Source organism: Pseudomonas sp. P7759, assembly GCF_013386445.1.
In the GTDB taxonomy this organism is placed as follows: domain Bacteria; phylum Pseudomonadota; class Gammaproteobacteria; order Pseudomonadales; family Pseudomonadaceae; genus Aquipseudomonas; species Aquipseudomonas azotoformans_A.
In genome coordinates this window covers 15363-34905 of sequence record NZ_JACART010000026.1, presented here as the reverse complement: position 1 = coordinate 34905, position 19543 = coordinate 15363, and the positions used below count along the sequence as shown (strand labels likewise).

20 protein-coding genes are annotated in these 19543 nt (G+C 59.8%); 7 read left to right on the top strand and 13 right to left on the bottom strand.

Annotation, left to right across the window (positions count from 1 at the left end):
• Positions 1-4 precede the first annotated feature (4 nt).
• The 3 genes from HX823_RS19690 (at position 5) to rpoS (ending at position 2797) form a co-directional block, all read left to right on the top strand.
• On the top strand, positions 5-640 hold the full coding sequence (locus tag HX823_RS19690) for a protein-L-isoaspartate(D-aspartate) O-methyltransferase (RefSeq protein WP_010212427.1): 636 nt from the start codon (positions 5-7) through the stop codon (positions 638-640).
• Between the two features lie 209 nt (positions 641-849).
• Positions 850-1686 carry a peptidoglycan DD-metalloendopeptidase family protein gene (locus HX823_RS19685; protein ID WP_038843641.1) on the top strand — a complete coding sequence of 279 codons (837 nt, stop codon included), beginning with the start codon at positions 850-852 and terminating at the stop codon, positions 1684-1686.
• Positions 1687-1792: 106 nt separating this feature from the next.
• Positions 1793-2797, top strand: coding sequence for an RNA polymerase sigma factor RpoS (rpoS, locus tag HX823_RS19680; RefSeq protein ID WP_016976882.1), 1005 nt, complete (start codon positions 1793-1795; stop codon positions 2795-2797).
• A gap of 203 nt (positions 2798-3000) precedes the next feature.
• Here the strand turns inward: rpoS and HX823_RS19675 are convergent, their stop codons facing one another.
• Positions 3001-3210 carry a cold-shock protein gene (locus tag HX823_RS19675; protein ID WP_002554837.1) on the bottom strand — a complete coding sequence of 70 codons (210 nt, stop codon included), beginning with the start codon at positions 3208-3210 and terminating at the stop codon, positions 3001-3003.
• A gap of 389 nt (positions 3211-3599) precedes the next feature.
• Here HX823_RS19675 and dcd point away from each other — a divergent pair, with 389 nt between their 5' ends.
• Positions 3600-4166 (top strand): dCTP deaminase, encoded by a 567-nt coding sequence (dcd, locus tag HX823_RS19670; RefSeq protein ID WP_010212421.1) that lies wholly within the window; start codon positions 3600-3602, stop codon positions 4164-4166.
• 108 nt (positions 4167-4274) lie between these two features.
• Positions 4275-4472 carry a hypothetical protein gene (locus HX823_RS19665; RefSeq protein WP_016976883.1) on the top strand — a complete coding sequence of 66 codons (198 nt, stop codon included), beginning with the start codon at positions 4275-4277 and terminating at the stop codon, positions 4470-4472.
• A 3-nt stretch (positions 4473-4475) separates the two neighbouring features.
• Here HX823_RS19665 and pdeM read toward each other — a convergent pair whose 3' ends face one another.
• The 5 genes from pdeM to HX823_RS19640 all read right to left on the bottom strand — a co-directional run bounded on the left by pdeM (position 4476) and on the right by HX823_RS19640 (position 10365).
• Positions 4476-5126, bottom strand: coding sequence for a ligase-associated DNA damage response endonuclease PdeM (pdeM, locus tag HX823_RS19660; protein ID WP_177076201.1), 651 nt, complete (start codon positions 5124-5126; stop codon positions 4476-4478).
• Positions 5126-7606 (bottom strand): ligase-associated DNA damage response DEXH box helicase, encoded by a 2481-nt coding sequence (locus HX823_RS19655; RefSeq protein WP_177076199.1) that lies wholly within the window; start codon positions 7604-7606, stop codon positions 5126-5128. Before HX823_RS19655 ends, pdeM begins: the two co-directional genes overlap by 1 nt.
• 65 nt (positions 7607-7671) lie before the next feature.
• Complete coding sequence (locus tag HX823_RS19650; RefSeq protein ID WP_177076197.1) at positions 7672-9066, bottom strand: glycosyltransferase family 39 protein; 1395 nt, start codon at positions 9064-9066, stop codon at positions 7672-7674.
• Between the two features lie 11 nt (positions 9067-9077).
• On the bottom strand, positions 9078-10025 hold the full coding sequence (locus tag HX823_RS19645) for a glycosyltransferase family 2 protein (RefSeq protein WP_177076195.1): 948 nt from the start codon (positions 10023-10025) through the stop codon (positions 9078-9080).
• Positions 9997-10365, bottom strand: a complete 369-nt coding sequence (locus HX823_RS19640; protein ID WP_177076193.1) for a GtrA family protein — start codon at positions 10363-10365, stop codon at positions 9997-9999. Before HX823_RS19640 ends, HX823_RS19645 begins: the two co-directional genes overlap by 29 nt.
• A 143-nt stretch (positions 10366-10508) precedes the next feature.
• On the opposite strand from HX823_RS19640, the gene HX823_RS19635 reads away from it, so the two are divergent.
• Positions 10509-11186 (top strand): response regulator transcription factor, encoded by a 678-nt coding sequence (locus HX823_RS19635; RefSeq protein ID WP_038850396.1) that lies wholly within the window; start codon positions 10509-10511, stop codon positions 11184-11186.
• A complete protein-coding gene (locus tag HX823_RS19630; protein ID WP_177076191.1) occupies positions 11170-12372 on the top strand; it encodes a HAMP domain-containing sensor histidine kinase in 1203 nt (400 codons plus the stop codon). The genes HX823_RS19635 and HX823_RS19630 overlap by 17 nt, the downstream gene beginning before the upstream one ends.
• Here HX823_RS19630 and HX823_RS19625 read toward each other — a convergent pair.
• The 7 genes from HX823_RS19625 to HX823_RS19595 all read right to left on the bottom strand — a co-directional run bounded on the left by HX823_RS19625 (position 12365) and on the right by HX823_RS19595 (position 19379).
• Entirely contained in the window at positions 12365-13129 is a 765-nt protein-coding gene (locus HX823_RS19625; RefSeq protein WP_177076189.1) for an ABC transporter ATP-binding protein, read from the bottom strand. The genes HX823_RS19630 and HX823_RS19625 overlap by 8 nt on opposite strands.
• A gap of 13 nt (positions 13130-13142) precedes the next feature.
• Positions 13143-14261: a succinylglutamate desuccinylase/aspartoacylase family protein gene (locus HX823_RS19620; RefSeq protein WP_177076187.1), complete on the bottom strand. Its 1119-nt coding sequence runs from the start codon at positions 14259-14261 to the stop codon at positions 13143-13145.
• Positions 14262-14270: 9 nt separating this feature from the next.
• Positions 14271-14981: an ABC transporter permease gene (locus HX823_RS19615; RefSeq protein ID WP_038850392.1), complete on the bottom strand. Its 711-nt coding sequence runs from the start codon at positions 14979-14981 to the stop codon at positions 14271-14273.
• Entirely contained in the window at positions 14978-15706 is a 729-nt protein-coding gene (locus HX823_RS19610) for an ABC transporter permease (RefSeq protein ID WP_010212412.1), read from the bottom strand. The genes HX823_RS19615 and HX823_RS19610 overlap by 4 nt, the downstream gene beginning before the upstream one ends.
• Before the next feature lie 57 nt (positions 15707-15763).
• Positions 15764-16543: a transporter substrate-binding domain-containing protein gene (locus tag HX823_RS19605; protein ID WP_014717255.1), complete on the bottom strand. Its 780-nt coding sequence runs from the start codon at positions 16541-16543 to the stop codon at positions 15764-15766.
• 200 nt (positions 16544-16743) lie between these two features.
• Positions 16744-18378, bottom strand: coding sequence for an ATP-dependent DNA ligase (locus tag HX823_RS19600; protein WP_177076185.1), 1635 nt, complete (start codon positions 18376-18378; stop codon positions 16744-16746).
• The gene (locus HX823_RS19595; protein WP_061435563.1) at positions 18375-19379 is read right to left on the bottom strand and encodes a ligase-associated DNA damage response exonuclease; all 1005 of its coding nucleotides are present in this window, start codon (positions 19377-19379) and stop codon (positions 18375-18377) included. Before HX823_RS19595 ends, HX823_RS19600 begins: the two co-directional genes overlap by 4 nt.
• Positions 19380-19543: the final 164 nt, after the last annotated feature.

Here is a 19543-nt window from a genome sequence, read left to right as displayed (position 1 = left end):
CGGCATGACGTCCCAGCGCACCCGCGAACGCTTGATCCAGCGCTTGTACGAAGAGGGTTTGTCCAACGCCCAGGTGCTGGAAGTGATCCGGCGTACGCCTCGGCACCTGTTTGTCGATGAAGCCCTGGCCCACCGTGCCTATGAAGACACCGCGCTGCCCATCGGACACAACCAGACCATCTCCCAGCCTTACATGGTGGCGCGCATGAGCGAGCTGCTGCTGGCGGCGGGGCCTTTGGACAAGGTGTTGGAAATCGGCACCGGCTCCGGCTACCAGACCGCCGTGCTGGCGCAGCTGGTTGAGCGGGTGTTCTCGGTCGAGCGCATCAAGGTGCTGCAAGACCGTGCCAAGGAGCGCCTGGTGGAGTTGAACCTGCGCAACGTGGTGTTTCGCTGGGGCGATGGCTGGGAAGGTTGGCCGGCGCTGGCGCCGTACAACGGCATCATCGTCACCGCCGTGGCCACCGATGTGCCCCAGGCGTTGCTCGATCAACTCGCTCCAGGCGGACGCCTGGTCATCCCGGTTGGCTCCGGCGAAGTGCAACAATTGATGCTCATTATTCGTGAGGAAGAAGGCTTTTCCCGGCATGTACTCGGCGCCGTGCGCTTCGTGCCATTGCTCAACGGCCCGCTGGCCTGATCATTTGTTCGCCGGCAGTGAATTCTGTTGGCGGGGATGTGTCTTACGGCGGGGTCCATCGAGTCAACATGATCGGGCGTCGGGATTAAACACGATGAATTTTTCGTTTCAGTCGTGTGCCGGTAAAAAGCCAATGCCCAGTTATACTTGCGTCATATTTCAAGCCTGATACAGGCAATCATGTTCAGCCACCACAAAGGGAGCGGCGGGTGAGTCTCACAGGTCTTGCGCAGCGTATGAGTAAAACAAGCTTTCATCGACTGGTGCTTGGCCTCGTCTTCAGTTCCGTGTTGGTCGGGTGTTCCAGTTCGCCAAGCAGCGGCGCACGGGTAGTTGACCGTAATAATGCGGCCCCGCAAAAACCGACGGTGACCACCGGGCAGTACGTAGTACGCAAAGGCGATACGATGTTCTCGATCGCCTTCCGTTATGGTTGGGATTACAAGGCACTCGCAGCTCGTAACAATATTCCTGTGCCCTACACGATACATCCGGGTCAGACGATTCGCTTCGATGGACGCACCGGTTCAACGCCTACGGCAGTTGTGACAAACACTGGATCTTCGCCGTCGTCTTCAAGCAAAACCACCATCATCACCCGGCCTGCAGGCACCGCCACGCCGACCCCTGCGACCAAGCCGGCACCCGCGCCGTTGCCACCTGCCGGGCCTGCGCCGACCGGTTGGGGATGGCCCTCAAACGGAGTGCTGATTGGAAAATTCTCTTCAAACGGTAGTTTGAATAAAGGCATTGATATCGCCGGGGATTTGGGACAGCCTGTTTTAGCTGCGTCTGATGGGACGGTGGTGTACGCCGGGAGTGGTTTACGGGGCTACGGCGAGCTTGTCATCATCAAACACAGCGATACCTACGTCAGTGCTTACGGCCACAACCGTAGGCTGTTGGTTCGGGAGGGGCAGCAGGTCAAGGTCGGACAGACAATTGCCGAAATGGGGTCAACTGGTACAGACCGGGTGAAACTGCACTTTGAGATTCGCCGCCAAGGGAAGCCTGTAGACCCACTGCAATTCCTACCCCGTCGTTGATGTGTTGCACAGCCTGTTCCCTCACGTAGAAGGAACAGGCTCCAGCGTTGCCAAGGATAAAGGCGCCGCTTGAGCTTGAGGTCGAACTCACCAAAGGACTATAACAATGGCTCTCAGTAAAGAAGCGCCGGAGTTTGACATCGACGATGAGGTTCTCCTTATGGAGACCGGTATCGATACGGAATCGATGTCGAATGAGGGACCTGCTGTACCTTCAGTTCGCACCAAATCCAAGAACTCCACCGCGTTAAAGCAACACAAGTACATTGACTACACGCGGGCGCTCGATGCGACCCAGCTGTACCTCAATGAAATCGGCTTTTCCCCTCTGCTGACCCCCGAAGAAGAAGTCCATTTTGCGCGCTTGTCGCAAAAGGGCGATCCGGCTGGGCGCAAGCGCATGATTGAAAGCAACCTGCGCCTGGTGGTGAAAATCGCCCGACGCTACGTCAATCGTGGGCTGTCCCTGTTGGACCTGATCGAGGAAGGCAACCTGGGCTTGATCCGGGCTGTGGAGAAGTTCGATCCTGAGCGGGGCTTCCGCTTTTCGACCTATGCCACCTGGTGGATTCGCCAGACCATCGAACGGGCGATCATGAATCAGACCCGCACGATCCGGTTGCCGATCCATGTGGTCAAGGAGCTCAACGTCTACCTGCGGGCAGCGCGTGAGCTTACCCAAAAACTCGATCATGAACCTTCGCCCGAAGAGATCGCCAACCTGCTGGAGAAACCGGTAGGGGAGGTCAAACGCATGCTCGGCTTGAATGAGCGCGTGTCTTCGGTCGATGTCTCGCTGGGTCCGGATTCGGATAAAACCCTGCTGGACACCCTGACGGATGATCGTCCTACCGATCCTTGCGAGCTGTTGCAGGACGATGATCTTTCCCAAAGCATTGACCAGTGGCTGTCAGAGCTCACGGACAAGCAGCGTGAGGTGGTGATTCGCCGCTTCGGCCTGCGTGGCCATGAGAGCAGCACCCTGGAGGACGTAGGCCTGGAGATCGGTCTGACCCGTGAGCGGGTGCGGCAGATCCAGGTGGAAGGGCTCAAGCGCTTGCGTGAGATCCTGGAGAAGAATGGCTTGTCGAGTGAGTCGTTGTTCCAGTAATACGCAGGACGAAATGTGGGAGCGGGCTTGCTCGCGAAAGGGGAGTGTCAGTCAACGAATGTACCGACTGATTCACCGCTTTCGCGAGCAAGCCCGCTCCCACATTTTTTTTGCCCGGCATTACATGGGTGTTAGAGCCAAATCCCGGGCATAAAAAAACCCCGCTTTTAAGGGCGGGGTCTTTTCGACTAAGTCAGTACAAGTTAGATAACTTGAACTTCTTCAGCTTGCATGCCTTTCTGACCGCGGGTAGCGATGAAAGAAACCTGTTGGCCTTCTTTCAAGCTTTTGAAGCCGTCGGATTGGATAGCTTTGAAGTGAACGAACAGGTCGTCACCGGATTGTGGAGTGATGAAGCCGAAGCCTTTTTCATCGTTGAACCACTTAACGGTACCAGTTTGGCGATTAGACATGGTGTATCTCCTTGGACAAAGTTAACTGCGACTCAGGAAAAGCCCTGGCCGAGACTGAGTGCAAAGAGCAGGAAAAATTCTTGGAGATGGTTGGATCGAAATTCAACATATCGTGTAGAGATTCTCAGTGACACAAGCAGCACAGTGGCGCCACCTTAACCCTTTTTCCGGGACGTGCCAATGATATTTCCGAAGGTTTCTCCAAATTCGTGACTGGCGGTGGTATTTCCGCTCACCGGGCACGCCAATACAGGTCCCGGCCCCGCTGGCTGCGGCTTATAGGAGCAGGCACATTCGTCAAGAAAAGCCTTGTGGCCTTTGAACCCCAACGCCAGCCCCGGTAAGATGCCCCACAGAATTTTTCCACCTCGCTATTCAGGACACCCGCCATGAGCATCAAATCGGACAAGTGGATTCGCCGCATGGCGCAGGAACACGGCATGATCGAACCGTTCGTCGAGCGCCAGATCCGTGGCCAAGGCGATGCCCCGGTGATTTCCTATGGTGTCTCCAGCTACGGCTACGATGTGCGCTGCGCCGATGAGTTCAAGGTGTTCACCAACATCAATTCGGCTATCGTCGATCCTAAGAACTTCGACGAAAAAAGCTTCGTCGACGTCAAGAGCGACGTGTGCATCATTCCGCCGAACTCCTTCGCCCTGGCGCGCACCGTGGAATTCTTCCGCATTCCCCGTGACGTGCTGACCATCTGCCTGGGTAAAAGCACTTACGCGCGTTGCGGCATTATCGTCAACGTGACGCCGCTCGAGCCCGAGTGGGAAGGCCATGTGACGCTGGAGTTCTCCAACACCACCACGCTGCCGGCGAAAATCTACGCCAACGAAGGCGTGGCACAGATGCTGTTCCTGCAGTCCGACGAGGCCTGTGAAGTGTCCTACAAAGACCGCGCAGGCAAGTATCAGGGCCAGCGTGGTGTCACCCTCCCACGCGCTTGATCGAAAGCTCCTACGCGTAAAGGGAATTAGTCAGCAGAAAGTGACTCTATCTAGGTGTACTGCCCCGGCGCGTGTAAAACGCGCCGGGCCACGCTTGAGGAGTACTTTATGAAGCTCGACCCGCGAATAAGCGCAGAACTTGCCCGGCTTGAACCCAACCAGATTGGCGTTCTGGCCTGGTCCCTGATGGCCGATCCTGCTTATGCGGGCGGCATCCCCGGCCAGCCTGAGCCGGACTATCCACAGCCCACCGAGCCTGGCGAGCCGACCTTACCGGACGAGCCACCACCCGCGCCGGTTGCCTGATCTTTAGCTTACCGGCAAGACTTCATGATCGCCAATCACATAGATTCGGCGGTCATTGTCCTGCTCCACCCCATGCCCACCGGTAAATGCACCGAACGCTGGCAGCAGGCTGACTCGGGCGCCGAGCACAAAGCACGGCAGCCGCAAGCTCTGCCGACCCTTGCCGCGCAACCGATACACCGGATGTACATGCCCCGCCAGCACGTGGTGGCTGGGATGGGCGTCAGGTTCGTGCTGCAGGGCAAAAGGGCCCATCAGAAGGGGCTCAGCAACCACGTCTATCCTCAAATCCTCGGGTGGGTCGCCTGCGCGTTTATCGTGATTGCCGCGAATCAAGGTCATGGGCAGGTCAGGATTAAGGGCCCGCCAGCGTCTCAATGCGCCCAGCGTGCCACGGGCGTGCGATCCCGGACCGTGCAGGAAGTCGCCGAGAAAGATCACCTGGGTGCAGGCTAGCGCTGAGAGCAACCGGTCCAGGCGCTGCAGGTTCTCGGTGGTGGTGCCTTGTGGCACCGGCTGCCCCAGGCTTCGATACGCCGAGGCCTTGCCGAAATGTGCGTCGGCGATCATCAGGCACTGGCGTGCAGGCCAGTACACCGCCTTGTCAGCCAGCAACCACAATTCCTCACCCTCCAGCATCACCGTGCATACCATCAGCGCTTCCCGTTATCCGCGACTTTTTCCAGGTCCTTGACCATCCGTGCGATGCGCTCCGAGAGTTTTTCGGAACTCATGCTTTCGCGCATCCGTTCAACCAGCAACGGAAAGGCCAGGGGCGTAGGGCGTTCGATCCGATGCAAGTCCAGTTTCAGCGCGCAAAGGTGACGCAATGTCTCTTCCAAGCGACGAATATCCAGCTCATCGCGTAGGACTTCCTCGCCTGCCTGGGTCAGTAACAGGTTCTGTGGGTCGTACTGCTTGAACACCTCAAAGAACAACCCGCTGGAAGCCTGCACCTGCCGGGTACTTTTCGGCGCGCCGGGGTAGCCGGCAAATACCAGCCCGGCAATGCGCGCGATTTCACGGAAACGGCGCAGGGCCAGTTCCCCCGCATTCAGGCTGGCCGCCACGTCTTCCAGTAAATGTTCAGGGCTCAGTAGTGCATTATTGAGCACTGCCGGCCAATCCACTGCGGTGGCACTCAATAACTCCAGCCCGTAATCATTGACTGCAATCGAAAACGTCACTGCCTGCTGTTGGCTTACCCGCCATGCCAGCAGACTCGCCAGTCCTAAATGAACCTGGCGCCCGGCGAAGGGATAGAGAAACAGGTGCCAGCCTTCCCGTGACTTAAGCGTCTCGGCCAACAAATGCTCGCGCGTCGGCAAGCCGGACCAGCGCAATTGTGTCTGCAACAAGGGTTGCACCGCCTGCATCTCCGGCCCGTCAAAATGCCCATGGGCCGCAGCATCAAAGCGCTTCACCACCGCTTGCGCCAGCTCATTGGAAAGCGGCATGCGCCCGCCATTCCAGCGCGGTACGGCGGCCTTCTTTGCGGTGCTGCGACGCACGTACGCGGTCATGTTTTCCACGCGGACCAATTCCAGCAAGCGACCGGCAAACAGAAACCCATCTCCCGGCTTGAGCCGTGCGATAAACCCTTCCTCGACACTCCCCAGGTTCTTGCCGCCACCGCCCTTGCTCCAGAATTTCAGGTTGATGCTTGCATCACTGACAATAGTGCCCACGCTCATCCGATGGCGCCGCGCCAGTCGTGCATCCGGGACGCGCCAGATGCCGTGCTCGTCCGGCTCCACGCGGCGGTAATCCGGGTAGACCGTCAGCGACAGCCCACCGTGTCGCACAAAACCCAGGGCCCAGGCCCAGTCTTCAGCCGTCAGGTCATGGTAGGCCCAGGCACTGCGCACTTCCGCCAGCAACGCATCCGGCGTAAAGCCGCCGCCCAGCGCCATGCTCACCAAATGTTGTACGAGCACATCCAAAGGCTTGTAAGGCGATTCCCGTGCCTCGATACGCCGTTGCGCAATCGCATCTTGGGCCGCGGCGGCTTCCACCAACTCCAGGCTGTGGGTCGGCACCAACGTCACTCGCGAGGGCCGCCCCGGCGCATGCCCCGAGCGCCCGGCGCGCTGCATCAAGCGCGCCACACCTTTGGCAGAACCGATCTGCAATACGCGCTCCACTGGCAGGAAATCCACTCCCAGGTCCAGGCTTGAGGTGCACACCACCGCCTTGAGCTGGCCGTCTTTCAAGGCCCGTTCCACCCAGTCGCGGGTCTCTCGTGACAGGGAACCATGGTGCAGCGCAATCACCCCGGCCCAATCGGGGCGGGCGTCCAGCAATGCCTGGAACCAAATCTCCGATTGCGCCCGCGTATTGGTAAACACCAGGCAACTATTACTGGCTTCTACCTCGGCCACCACCTGGGGCAACATTTTCAAACCGATATGACCGGCCCACGGAAAGCGCTCGGTCACGGGCGGCAATAAGGTGTCGATGACCAACTGTTTAGCCGTTTGCCCCTGCACATTGATCCCGTCGCCCTGTGGGACCAAGACTTCCAGCGCGTGAGCCTGATTACCCAAGGTCGCCGAAATGCCCCACACCATTAAATCAGGGTGCCAGCGTCGCAACCGTGCCAGCGCCAATTGCAGTTGCACGCCGCGTTTATTGCCGATCAGTTCGTGCCACTCATCCACGATCACCATGCGCAGGTGCCCCAGGCTGGCCTCGCTGTCGGCGCGGGCGAGCATCAGCGTCAGGCTTTCCGGGGTGGTGACCAGCGCGGTGGGTTGGCGACGGGTCTGCCGCGCGCGTTCGCTGTTGCTGGTGTCGCCGGTACGCAGGCCCACGCTCCACGGAATCTGTAGCGCTTCAAGTGGCGCTTCGAGGGCGCGCGCGGTGTCGGCGGCGAGGGCGCGCATGGGGGTGATCCACAGTACCGTCAGTGGATCGGCGGGCGGTTTGCGTTTGCTGGTAGTGGGAGCACGAGTAATGGCGAAACGATTGAGAGCAGCAAACCATAGCGCGTAGGTCTTCCCGGAACCGGTGCTGGCATGCAGCAATCCCGAGTGGCCTGCTTTAACCGCCGCCCATACGTCTTTTTGAAAGGCGAACGGCTTCCAGCCCTTGGCGGTAAACCATGTCTTGGCGAAGTTGCGGGAAGTTGCCATACAACGGCTGATACTCTGGAGGTCCTATTTCAGAGACCCTCCCGGCATGGCAAAGGTTTAACCGGTTATTGCGACTTGACGCCGCAATAATACAACCCCGAAGCGTTGGCCTGGCCCACCCTTGCGCAAGTGACGGACGCCGGTATGTCCAGCGGCATGCTGGCCTGGCGTCGAACCAGATAAAAGTCCTGGGACAGTGGCAGCTGTTGCAGTTGTTTGGTGTTGCGGGCCCAGCCAGCACTGTAGAACTCCGCCGAATAGGAGCGCGTCCCCAGATAGATCAGGTCGCCGGGGGCGGCGGGTTGTTGCGCCTTCCACAAGGCAACCATGTCTTTCTGGTTTTGTGGGCGATCGGACAGCTGGCCGCTGATGATGATCAGGCAGCCGGTGATCGGCAGTGCCAGTGCCACGGCGGCGATGACGATTGCGCGTATTTTCTGGCAGATGACATCGGCCAGCAGTAGCGCCCAGGCCGGCAGCGCAGGCAGTACGTAGGTCCAGAGAATGTTGGTGGACAGGGTGAAGAACAGCGGTGTTGAAAGCGCCCACGCCAGTATGAAGATGAAGTATTCGCGCTGGCCTTGCAGGGTGGAACGCTCCTTCACCAGCAACGGCAGGAACAATGCCCAAGGTAAAAGCCCGCCCAGCAGATGCAGCCATATCATCGCCAAGGGCTGGGCATGTGCGCTGCCGTAGAGGTCGCCCTGCCAGTTGCTGATGACGTAGCGGCTGAAGTGTTCGCCGACGATGAAGTATTTCAGGAACCCCGGTGTCTTTTGTTCCGCCAGCCAATACCAAGGCAGCGCCACGGCAAGCATCAACGCGATGCCTGGTAACCATGGCAGGCTGAGCAGCCGGCGCCAGTGGCCAGTGAGGGCCAGCCACAGGGCTGCTGGCAGCGTAATCAGGACCAGCGCCAATGGGCCCTTCGCGAGCAGGCCGAGGCCCAGCCCAAAAAAACCGACCAGCGCCCAGCCCCGGTCCGCGTGTACCAGCCCGCGCCACAACCCCACGTGGGCGAGCAAAAGGGCGAAGGCCAGTGCGCTGTCAGTCAAGACCGCGCCGCTGGCAAGGAACCCTAGGGAGCATGTCGAATAGATAATCGCCGCTGTCAGCCCGACCTGAAGGCTGCGTTCCCGGCTGGCGAAATGCACGATGAGCAGGCAGCTGGCGACATGCATCAACCAGCTGGAGAAACGGCTGGCGAACTCGTTGATGCCGAACACCTGCATGCTCAACGCCTGTAGCCAGAATGACAGCGGCGGTTTGCCCCAGAATGGCACGCCATGATCGAACATCGGTGTGATCCAGTCATTGGAGGCCAGCATCTTGCGGGCAATTTCCGCATAGCGGGCTTCCGACGTGTCCATGAGCGGATACAGTCCCAATGTACCCAGGCGCACCAGCAGGACGGTCAACAAAATGCCCCAGAGCAAACGGATGGATGCGGAACGGTTCATGCCGATAGCCTTTATAAAGGGGTTCCAGGGTGATTGCGTTTATGCAGCGCGTTGGGCCTGGGGCTCACCACCTTCAGTACCCGGCCGACGTACTCGCCGATCACGGCAGTGCCCAGGCATAGCAGCAGGATCGATTGCACCAGCAAATGCTCATGAGTCAGTTCGCCGAAGCTCGCCGCTGCGGCGACCCACAGCGAGCCGAACACAAAGCTTGTGGCACTCAGGTAGCTGTACATCCGCAATGGGCGCGTAGAGAAGGCCAGAATCGAATCTGCGCACAGGTCCAGCAATGACAACGTGGTCCATTTGGTCCTGCCGGCCTGGCGCGCTGTGCGGTCGTAGTTCACTTCGGTACTCGGGTAGCCGAGCCAGCTGACAAGCAACTTCAACACGCCGGCGTTGTCGTCCATGGCGCGGATCGCTGCCCGCGCGTTGGGCCCGATCAGCCTGAAATCGCTAACTTGCTGTGGCACCTCGAAGTCGTCGATCAGTTGATCCATGGTCGCGTAGTAAAGCCGCGCAGCCATACGTTTTGCCCAGGAATCACAGCGCCGTGAGCGGCGTTGCATGTTTACGATCTCGTAGCCTTTGAGCCATTCCTGCACCATCAGCGGGATCAGTTCGGGCGGGTCCTGCAAGTCACCGTCCATGATGATCACGGCGCCACCTTCCACGGCATTGATGCCCGCGCGCATGGCGGCTTCCTTGCCGAAGTTACGGCTCAAGTGCAGGCTCTTGACCCGTGGGTCCTGGGAAAATTGATCGATCATCGCGGCAGTCCGGTCTTGGCTGCCGTCATTGATATAAAGCACTTCAGTGGGGACTTTCAGTCGGTCGACGATTGCCATCAGTCGTGAGTGAAGTTCGGCTATTACGCATTGTTCGTTAAAGCAAGGGACCAGTATTGTAAGTTGTGCATCCGGTATGGGATCACTGGAAAGGCTTGCGATGGAGGTCATGTTTGAATACCCAGAAGTGGTTGATCGTAAAGCCCTGAAGGATAACGGCGGCGGTTGCCAGCACTTGTGCAAGCAGGGGGGGAATACCCCAGAAGACCAGTAAGTTGACCATTAAGGTGTTGGTTAAAACCTGGCCGGTGGCCGTCATAAAAAAACGCAATTTGTTACAGGAACGTTGTGCAAATACCCAAAGCCTGGACAGGCAAAAGGCGACCAAAGCCCCCGTAGACGCAGCAACAAACGTCGATGGCGTGGGGGCAAGCCACGTTAATAAACAGACAAACACCGCGTAATGAACCAACGTCGCGATGGCGCCTGCGCTCAAGTAACGGATGAACAAACTCAGTATTCTTTGCATTGCCAGACTGTATAAGATGAAGCGTGAATCAAATGTCACGTTGTGAAATGGTATTTGTTGTGGGTTTTTAGTTGTTTGCTGAAGGAATTGTCTTAACTGTTTGTGCGAATTTGGAGTTTGTCTTTATGGAAATATTACTGGTGGAAGATGATCACGCTTTGGCAGGTTCGTTGGGGGATTATCTCGGCGAGTTTGGTTACGAAGTGGACTTCGCGCGTGATGGGCGAAGTTGCCTGGAGCGTGTCCGCCAGCATGAATACGACCTGATTGTGATGGACGTCGCAATGCCCCGTATGAGCGGTTTTGACACTTGCCGCCAATTGCGCCGGGAGCAGAATGAAACGCCGGTCCTGTTCCTGACCGCCCGCGATGCGCTCCCTGATAAGGAGGAGGGTTATGAAGCCGGCGGTGACGATTACTTGATCAAGCCGTTCGAGCCTCAAGAGTTGATCTGGCGCATCCGTGCGCTGATGCGCCGTGTGGCGCCGCGCAAACCGCGAAGCCCCCGGCAATTGGGCGACCTGGTCATCGACCCGGCCTCTCAATCGCTGCGCCACAACGGTACCGTCAAGGTGTTGCCCGCCCTTCAGTTCAGCCTGTTGAACCTATTGGCCGATGTGGCGCCGGAGCCGGTCAGCCGAGGCAAGCTTGAAGCCGCACTGTGGCCCGCCGGCGATCCGCCGGACAGTGATGCGCTACGCACCTACATTTACCGGCTGAGGCAAACCCTGGGCAAACCTTACGGCAATGATCTGATCCGGACCGTCCACGGGAAAGGGTACCGCCTTGCTATTCCCCACTGACTCATTCTTCACGCGAATCCTCTACACCCTGCTGCCGTTCATGGCATTGATCACCGGGTTCTATAGCCTGCTGATCTGGCTCGCAGTCGCCGTCACCGAGGATTACATCGTCGAGAGCTACCTGAACCTGGAGGCGGAGGCGTTTCAGGGCAAACACGCCCAGTTGGGACGTGCCGCGCCAATGCCCAATGCGATCTACCTGAAAGGCTATTGGTCGACGGACCCTACATTGCCTTTGGTTGCCCTGAACCTGCCACCGGGGCACCACGAACTTGCGAAAGGGGATGTGCACGTACTGGTGAGTGCCGTTAGCGGCGAGTCCACCTTGCTGGTCTTGTTACTGGATGAGTCCAAGCTCAGCCAGACTGAAGGCTACCGCACGCAGATTTTCGGACTGTTGTGTGCGGTCGCGGGCTTGATCCTGATCCTTGGCGCAATCCTGGCCATCGCCATTGCCCGGGCCATCGCCCAGCCAGTGAGCCTGTTGGCGGCGGAAGTCGCGGATGCAGGGCCTGGGCCCTCCCGGTTCAGCGGTTTTGATCGACCGGATGAGATCGGCACCTTGAGCCGCACGCTGTCCTCACTGGTGGCTCAGCAACATCGCACGTTGCTGCGCGAGAAGGCGTTTACCCGGCACGTCAGCCATGAGTTGCGCACGCCTTTGAGTATCTTGAACAACTGCCTGGCGATCCTACGCCTGCCAGGCTGCAACGCGGAAAAATCTGCGCGTAGCCTGTTGCGCATGGAAGGTGCCCTGGCCGGGATGAAAATGACGATCGAGCTGTTTTTGTCCCTGGCCCGTGAACCGCGCCAATTGCCCCATGAGCCGATTGACCTGGCCGTGGTCGTCGCCGAACAGATCGAGAAATTCCAGCAGCTTTACCCCCATGCCGCGGGTGCGCGGGTGTTTGCCGGTGCGCCGACGATCATCCAGGCCAACGAGGCGATCGCCCGCAGCATGGTGCAGAACCTGCTGGGTAACGCTGTTCAGCACGGCGCCGGGAAAATCCGCGTGGTCCTCACGGAGCAGCATCTGGTCATCCTGAATAACCGTGTGGCGCAGCTCGCGTCGCCGGGCTTCGGCTTTGGCCTGGAAATCGTCTCGCGCGCCTGCATCCATGCCGGCTGGCAGCTGGAAACCCGGCGCACGCTGCATACCTTCCGGGCTCACGTCAGGTTTACTTGAGATTGCCGCTGAGGAACTGCTGCAACCGTTCGCTCTTCGGATTGCCCAGCACATCGTCCGGCGCGCCTTGTTCCTCCACCAGGCCTTGGTGCAGGAACAACACCTGGCTCGACACCTTGCGCGCAAAGCTCATTTCGTGGGTCACCATGATCATGGTGCGGCCTTCCTCGGCCAACCCCTGGATCACCTTCAACACTTCGCCCACCAGTTCCGGGTCGAGGGCCGAGGTGGGTTCGTCGAACAGCATCACCTCTGGCTCCATGGCCAAGGCGCGCGCGATGGCGACGCGTTGCTGCTGGCCGCCGGAGAGAAATGCCGGGTACTGATCCGCCACGCGTGCCGGTAAGCCCACCTTGTCCAAGTAACGACGGGCACGGTCCTCGGCGTCCTGCTTGCTGCAACCCAGCACCCGGCGCGGGGCCATGGTGATGTTCTCCAGCACGCTCATGTGGCTCCACAGGTTGAAGTGCTGGAACACCATCGCCAGGCGCGTACGCAGGCGCTGCAATTCGGCGTCGTCGGCCACGCGCATGCCATGGCGGTCGCTGACCATGCGGATCGGCTGGCCGTCGAGGGTCATGGCGCCGTCGTTGGGGGTTTCCAGGAAGTTGATGCAGCGCAAAAAGGTGCTCTTGCCCGAGCCGCTGGCGCCGATCAGGCTGATCACGTCACCGGTCTTGGCCTTGAGCGAAACACCTTTGAGCACCTCATTGTCGCCATAGCTTTTATGCAGGCCTTCAACGGTCAATTTGTACATGGGGCGTGCATCCTCAAGGCGAAAGTAGATAGCCGCTGCGGTAGGCATCGAGGCCTGCGACATGGGCGATGACCATCCCGGCAGTGGCCATGCGGCGCAGCGAACGGGCGGAAAGCAGGCCGGCATTGCGGCAATGCACGGGCGTTACGCGGTCGGAAATGGGGTCGATGATTTCAGCGATCAGTTGTCCGGCTTCCAGGTACTCACCCGGCAGGGCGCGGAATACCAGCAGGCCGCCCATGGGCGTAGCCACCGGCTCAACGCCCGCCAGGGGTGTGGCCGGGTAGGGCAGCTCGGGCAGCGGTGCGACGTCACCGGCGATGGCGCCGAAGTGAATCAGGTAATCAATGATCGCCTGGCAGTCGAGGGCGGCCAGGCCGTGGTTGACGTCGCCCTGGCCGCGCAATTCGACGGTCACCGAAAAGCTGCCCATGGGGATCGGGAAGCGCTCGCCGAAGCGTTGCTGCAACTGCCACCACACCAGGGTGAAACACTCGTCGAAGGATTGCCCGCCGGAGTCGGTCGCCAGCAGATTGGCCTCCGAGCCGATATAACGCGCCAACGGCTCAACCTGCGGCCAGGCCTCGGGCGTGGTGTACAGGTGCGCCACGGCTTCGAAGTCGCAATGCAGGTCCAGCACCATGTCGGCGTCACACGCCAGGCGTTGCAGCACCAAGCGCTGGGATTGCAGTTGGGTCTCAGCGCTTTGCGCAGCGAGGGCGGTCGACAGCGCGGCGCGGATCAATTCGACGTTGTGCTGGGGATCGTCCCCAAGCAGGTCCTCCACTTGATTACCCACGGTTTCACTGAGGTCGACAAACAGGCGATTGAAGTTCTGCCCGCTTTCCAGTTCGTATCGGCCCAGGGGGATATCCATCAGCACCTGTTCCAGGCCCACCGGGTTGGCGATGGGCACCAGCACAATCTCACTGCGCAGGCGACCGGCCGCCGCCAGTTCAGCCAGCCGCACCTTCAGGTGCCAAGCCACCAGCATGCCCGGCAGCTCATCGGCATGCAGCGACGACTGGATGTAGATCTTGCCTTCGGCCTGCTCCGGGCCGAAGTGAAAACTGTGAATCTGCCGTGCCGTGCCTGGCACAGGCGCGATCAGCTCATGGACCTGATGACGCATGAAAACTCCTTAATGGCTCGGCCCGAGGAAGGCCAGCCAACGACGCTCCGCCAACCGGAACAGACCCACCAGGGCAAAGGTCACGGTCAGGTAGATCAGCGCAGCGATTCCGAATGATTGAAAGGTCATGAAGGTGGCCGAGTTGGCATCCCGCGCCACTTTGAGGATGTCGGGGATCGTCGCGGTAAAGGCCACCGTGGTCGAATGCAACATCAGGATCACTTCATTGCTGTAGTACGGCAACGAACGACGCAACGCCGACGGCATGATCACGTAGGCGTACAACTTCCAGCCACTCAAGCCGTAGGCCTTGGCCGCTTCGACTTCGCCATGGGCCATGCTGCGGATCGCCCCGGCGAAAATCTCCGTGGTGTAGGCGCAGGTGTTAAGGGCGAACGCCAGGATGGTGCAGTTCATCGCATCGCGAAAGAACGCATCCAGCAACGGTTGTTCGCGCACGGCGGCGAGGCTGTAGATGCCGGTGTAGCAGATCAACAGTTGGATATAGAGCGGCGTGCCCCGGAACAGGTAGGTGTAGAACTGCACCGGCCAACGCACCAGGCGCTTGCGTGACACGCGGGCGATGGACAACGGGATCGACACCAGAAAGCCAATGATCAACGCGGCCGTGAGCAACCACATCGTCATCGCCAGGCCGGTGATGTGCTGGCCGTCGCTATAAAGGAAGGGGCGCCAATATTCCTGCAAGAGTTCGATCATCGCACGGCCTCCCGGGCACCCGCGGAGTAGCGACGTTCAAGGCGGCGCAGGACGAAGTTGGACGCGCTGGTGATCAACAGGTAAATCAACGCGGCGAGTACCAAAAAGTAAAACAGCTGGTAGGTGCTCTTGCCAGCATCCTGGGCGGCTTTGACCAGGTCGGCCAGGCCGATGATCGACACCAGGGCCGTGGCCTTGAGCATCACCATCCAGTTATTGCCGATCCCAGGCAGGGCAAAGCGCATCATCTGCGGGAAGGTCACGTAGCGAAACCGCTGGCCACGCTTGAGGCCATAGGCTGTGGCGGCTTCCAGTTGGCCACGGGGCACCGCGAGGATTGCGCCGCGAAACGTCTCGGTGAAGTACGCACCGTAGATAAAACCGAGGGTGATCACCCCGGCGCTGAAGGGGTCGATCTCGATGTATTCCCACTCCATGAAATCGGTCAAACCGGTCAGCCAGGTTTGCAGGCTGTAGAAAATCAGCAGCATCAGCACCAGGTCGGGCACGCCGCGAATCAACGTGGTGTAGAGCTGGGCGGGAATGCGCAGGAAGGGCAGGCTGGAGAGTTTGGCGCTGGCGCCGAGCAGGCCCAGCAACACGCTGACGGCCAGGGACAGCACCGACAACTTGATGGTCATCCAGGTGCCTTGCAGCAACAGCGGGCCGAAACCCTTCAAGCTGAGCGCGCTCAACCCGAGGGTTTGCAATAATTCTTCGAACATAAATCAGGACCTATGGCGATAAAAAAGCGCCCCTCCAAAGGAAGGGCGCTCCAGGCATTATTTGCCGCTGTACAGGTTCAGATCGCCAAAGTGCTTCTTCTGGATGGTGGCGTAGGTGCCATCATCGTGTAACGCTTTGATACCTTTATCCAAAAGCGCCTTCAGTTCAGTGTTACCTTTTTTGATACCGATGGCGGTTTTCGACGGCAGCAACGGGTCGTCGATGGCCGCGCTGACTTCATAACCGGCACCGGCCGGCGACTTCAGGAAGCCCAGTTCGGCTTGCAGCATGTCCTGTACGGACGCGTCGAGACGGCCGGAGGTCAGGTCGGCGTACACCTGGTCCTGGTTGGCGTAGGCCTTGGTGGTCACACCGGCTTTATCCAGTACGGCCTTGGCGTAGGCTTCCTGGATGGTGCCTTGCTCGTAGCCCACGGACTTGCCCTTGAGGGATTCTGGCGTCGAGTAGCCCGCGCCTTTCTTGAACACCAGCGAAGTCGGGCCGGAGAACAGTTCGCTGGAGAAGTCGATGGCCTTTTCACGCACCGGGGTCACGGTCATGGATGAAATCACGCCGTCGAACTTGTTGGCCTTGAGGCCTGGAATCATGCCGTCGAAGTCACTTTCAACCCACTTGCACTTCACTTTCAGCTCGGCGCAGATCGCATTGCCCAGGTCGATATCGAAGCCTACCAGGCTGCCGTCGGCGGCCTTGGATTCGAACGGTGCGTAGGACGGATCGACACCAAAACGCAATTCCTTGTATTCCTTGGCCGTGGCTACACCTGCGGCCATGCACAGGGCCAGTGCAGAAAGGGTCAGCAATGCTTTTTTCATTATGTAATCCCTGGAAACCAAGATAAGCGCTTGTGGCGCGTTTAGGACTGTTACTGAACGGTGTCAGACGGATCACAAGTAGCAATTTCTGCACCATAGTTCCGAATGTAGTTCCGAATGGTCGTTTTAAAAGGTGGGACAAGGGAGAGCTGAGTGTAGGAGATGCCCGAAAATGGGCATCGAAAAATGAGCGCACTGTTTCAGGTCAGAAGGTCTTGCAGGGTGGCGAGGTTGTCGGCTTCCTCGACTTTCTTGTCCTGCCGCCAACGCAACATCCGTGGAAACCGCACCGCAATCCCACTCTTGTGCCGCTTGGACAAGGCAATGCCCTCGAACCCCAGTTCAAACACCATACTTGGCGTCACACTGCTGACCGGGCCGAATTTTTCCACGGTGGTCTTGCGCACAATCGCGTCGACCTTGCGCATTTCTTCGTCGGTCAGGCCGGAGTAGGCCTTGGCAAATGGCACCAGCGTGCGTTCGCTGCCAGCCGGGCCGTCCCACACGGCGAAGGTGTAGTCGCTATACAGGCTGGCGCGTCGGCCATGGCCGCGCTGGGCGTAGATCAACACCGCGTCGACGCTGAACGGGTCGACCTTCCACTTCCACCACACGCCCATGTCCTTGGTGCGGCCGACGCCGTACAGGCCATCGCGTGCTTTAAGCATCATGCCTTCCACGCCGAGGCTGCGCGAGGCTTCGCGTTGTTCGGCCAGTTCTTCCCAGGTCGCGCCGGTCAACAGCGGCGACGCCCGTAATACCGGCTGGTTGCACTGGGCGATCACCTGTTCAAGCTGCGCGCGACGCTCCGCCTGGGTGTGGTTACGCCAATCGTCGCCCTGATGTTCCAGCAGGTCGTAGGCCAGCACCGCAACCGGGGCGTCCTCCAGCACTTTTTTGCTCAGGGTCTTGCGCCCTATCCGCTGTTGCAGCAGCGCGAAGGGTTGCACCGCGTCTTTCCACACCACGATTTCGCCGTCGATCACCGTGCCATCGGGTAACCCGCTTACCAGACTGTGCAGTTCGGGGAAACGCTCGGTCACCAATTCTTCTCCACGGGACCAGATCCACAGGCGGCCGTCGCGTTTCACCAGCTGCGCGCGGATGCCATCCCACTTCCATTCCACTTGCCAGTCGGCGGGGGAGCCCAGCAAATCGTTGAATTGTTCCACCGGTTGCGCCAAGCCATGGGCCAGGAAAAACGGATAAGGCTGCCCGCCACGTTGTGCATGTTCGTCGGGGGATTCGGCGGCGATCAGCTTTAAATAGCCCTGAGCTGTAGGACGGTTGGACAGATCGGTGTAGCCCACCAACCGCTGCGCCACGCGCTTGCTGTCCAGGTCGGCCATCGCGGCGAGGGCGCGGGTGACCAGCAGCTTGGACACCCCCACGCGAAAGCTGCCGGTGATCAATTTGATGCAGACCATCAGGCTGGGCTGATCCAGTTGCGCCCATAACGCCGGCAGGCGCTCGGCCAATTCCAACGGCGGCAGGCCACGCAACGGCAGGAGTTTTTCCTCCAGCCACACCGCCAGGCCGTCCTGCGAGGTGTAGGTGGATTCCGGCAGCAGCAGGGAAATGGTTTCTGCCAGGTCGCCCACCGATTGGTAGCTTTCTTCAAACAACCACGGCTCGATGCCGGACGCGTCGGTGGCCATGTCGCGCAACAGGCGCGTCGGCACCAGTTGCCGAGGGCGTCCGCCGGACAAGAAATACACAGCCCAGGCCGCATCTTCCGGCGCCGCGTCGCGGAAGTAGGCTTGCAACGCCGCCAGCTTGGCGTTGCTGGACGTGGTGGCGTCGAGGTTGGCGTACAACTCGGCAAAGGCCTTCATGCGCTGGCCTCTTCTTCGTCGTCACCGTATTCAGTGGTGAAGCCCTGGGCATCCAGGCCTTTTTCCCGCAGATGGCGCACCAATACGCCGACAGACCCATGGGTGACCATCACCCGCTCGGCGCCGGTTTGCTCGATGGCCCACAACAGGCCGGGCCAATCGGCGTGATCTGACAGTACAAAACCTCGGTCCACGCCGCGCCTACGTCGGGTACCGCGCAGGCGCATCCAGCCGCTGGCGAAGGCGTCGCTGTAGTCGCCGAAGCGCTTGATCCAACTGCTGCCGCCGGCCGAAGGTGGGGCGATGATCAAGGCTTGGCGCAGCAGCGGGTCGGTCTTCTTGAAGTCACCGGCGTAAAGGGTTTCGGGGATGTAGATGCCGGCCTCGCGGTACACCCGGTTCAACGGTTCGACCGCGCCATGGCTGAGGATCGGGCCGATGCTGGCGTCGATGCCATGCAGGATGCGCTGGGCTTTGCCGAAGGAATAACAGAACAACACGCTGGCCTTGCCGGCGGCGATATTCGCCTGCCACCAGTCGTTGATCCCGGCGAAGATCTGCGCCTGGGGCTGCCAGCGGTAGATCGGCAGGCCGAAGGTCGACTCGGTGATAAAGGTGTGGCAGCGCACCGGCTCGAAGGGCGCGCAGGTGCCGTCGGGCTCGACTTTATAATCGCCAGACGCCACCCAGACTTCACCTTTGTATTCCAGGCGCACCTGGGCCGACCCCAAGACATGCCCGGCCGGATGAAAACTTAAGGTGACGCCGTGGTGCACCAGTTGCTCGCCGTAAGCCAGGGTTTGCAGGTTGATGTCCTGGCCCAGGCGTGAACGCAGAATGCCTTCGCCAGGGGCGGCGGCCAAATAGTGCTGGTTGCCGGTGCGGGCGTGGTCGCCATGGGCATGGGTGATGACCGAGCGTTCGACCGGGCGCCAGGGGTCGATGTAGAAATCTCCGGCGGGGCAGTAGAGGCCTTCGGGGCGGGCGATGACAAGGTCCATGGGCGTGCCGGGGGCGATGGGCTTATCAGGTAGGAGGCGGGGCGGAGTGCAGAAGTTCTATCTGAATGCATGCAGAACAAATGTGGGAGCTGGCTTGCCTGCGATGAGGCCCTATCAGTCAACCTTTGAGTGACTGAACCACCGCAATCGCAGGCAAGCCAGCT

Bases quoted from the DNA above. Each gene is read 5' to 3' on its own strand.
- rpoS (WP_016976882.1), top strand. From the start codon at position 1,793: ATGGCTCTCAGTAAAGAAGCGCCGGAGTTTGACATCGACGATGAGGTT.
- HX823_RS19635 (WP_038850396.1), top strand. From the start codon at position 10,509: ATGGAAATATTACTGGTGGAAGATGATCACGCTTTGGCAGGTTCGTTG.
- HX823_RS19665 (WP_016976883.1), top strand. From the start codon at position 4,275: ATGAAGCTCGACCCGCGAATAAGCGCAGAACTTGCCCGGCTTGAACCC.
- HX823_RS19600 (WP_177076185.1), bottom strand. From the start codon at position 18,378: ATGAAGGCCTTTGCCGAGTTGTACGCCAACCTCGACGCCACCACGTCC.
- HX823_RS19605 (WP_014717255.1), bottom strand. From the start codon at position 16,543: ATGAAAAAAGCATTGCTGACCCTTTCTGCACTGGCCCTGTGCATGGCC.
- HX823_RS19615 (WP_038850392.1), bottom strand. From the start codon at position 14,981: ATGATCGAACTCTTGCAGGAATATTGGCGCCCCTTCCTTTATAGCGAC.
- HX823_RS19655 (WP_177076199.1), bottom strand. From the start codon at position 7,606: ATGGCAACTTCCCGCAACTTCGCCAAGACATGGTTTACCGCCAAGGGC.
- HX823_RS19675 (WP_002554837.1), bottom strand. From the start codon at position 3,210: ATGTCTAATCGCCAAACTGGTACCGTTAAGTGGTTCAACGATGAAAAA.
- dcd (WP_010212421.1), top strand. From the start codon at position 3,600: ATGAGCATCAAATCGGACAAGTGGATTCGCCGCATGGCGCAGGAACAC.
- HX823_RS19625 (WP_177076189.1), bottom strand. From the start codon at position 13,129: ATGTACAAATTGACCGTTGAAGGCCTGCATAAAAGCTATGGCGACAAT.
- HX823_RS19690 (WP_010212427.1), top strand. From the start codon at position 5: ATGACGTCCCAGCGCACCCGCGAACGCTTGATCCAGCGCTTGTACGAA.
- HX823_RS19620 (WP_177076187.1), bottom strand. From the start codon at position 14,261: ATGCGTCATCAGGTCCATGAGCTGATCGCGCCTGTGCCAGGCACGGCA.
- HX823_RS19595 (WP_061435563.1), bottom strand. From the start codon at position 19,379: ATGGACCTTGTCATCGCCCGCCCCGAAGGCCTCTACTGCCCCGCCGGA.
- HX823_RS19645 (WP_177076195.1), bottom strand. From the start codon at position 10,025: ATGACCTCCATCGCAAGCCTTTCCAGTGATCCCATACCGGATGCACAA.
- HX823_RS19610 (WP_010212412.1), bottom strand. From the start codon at position 15,706: ATGTTCGAAGAATTATTGCAAACCCTCGGGTTGAGCGCGCTCAGCTTG.
- HX823_RS19650 (WP_177076197.1), bottom strand. From the start codon at position 9,066: ATGAACCGTTCCGCATCCATCCGTTTGCTCTGGGGCATTTTGTTGACC.
- pdeM (WP_177076201.1), bottom strand. From the start codon at position 5,126: ATGGTATGCACGGTGATGCTGGAGGGTGAGGAATTGTGGTTGCTGGCT.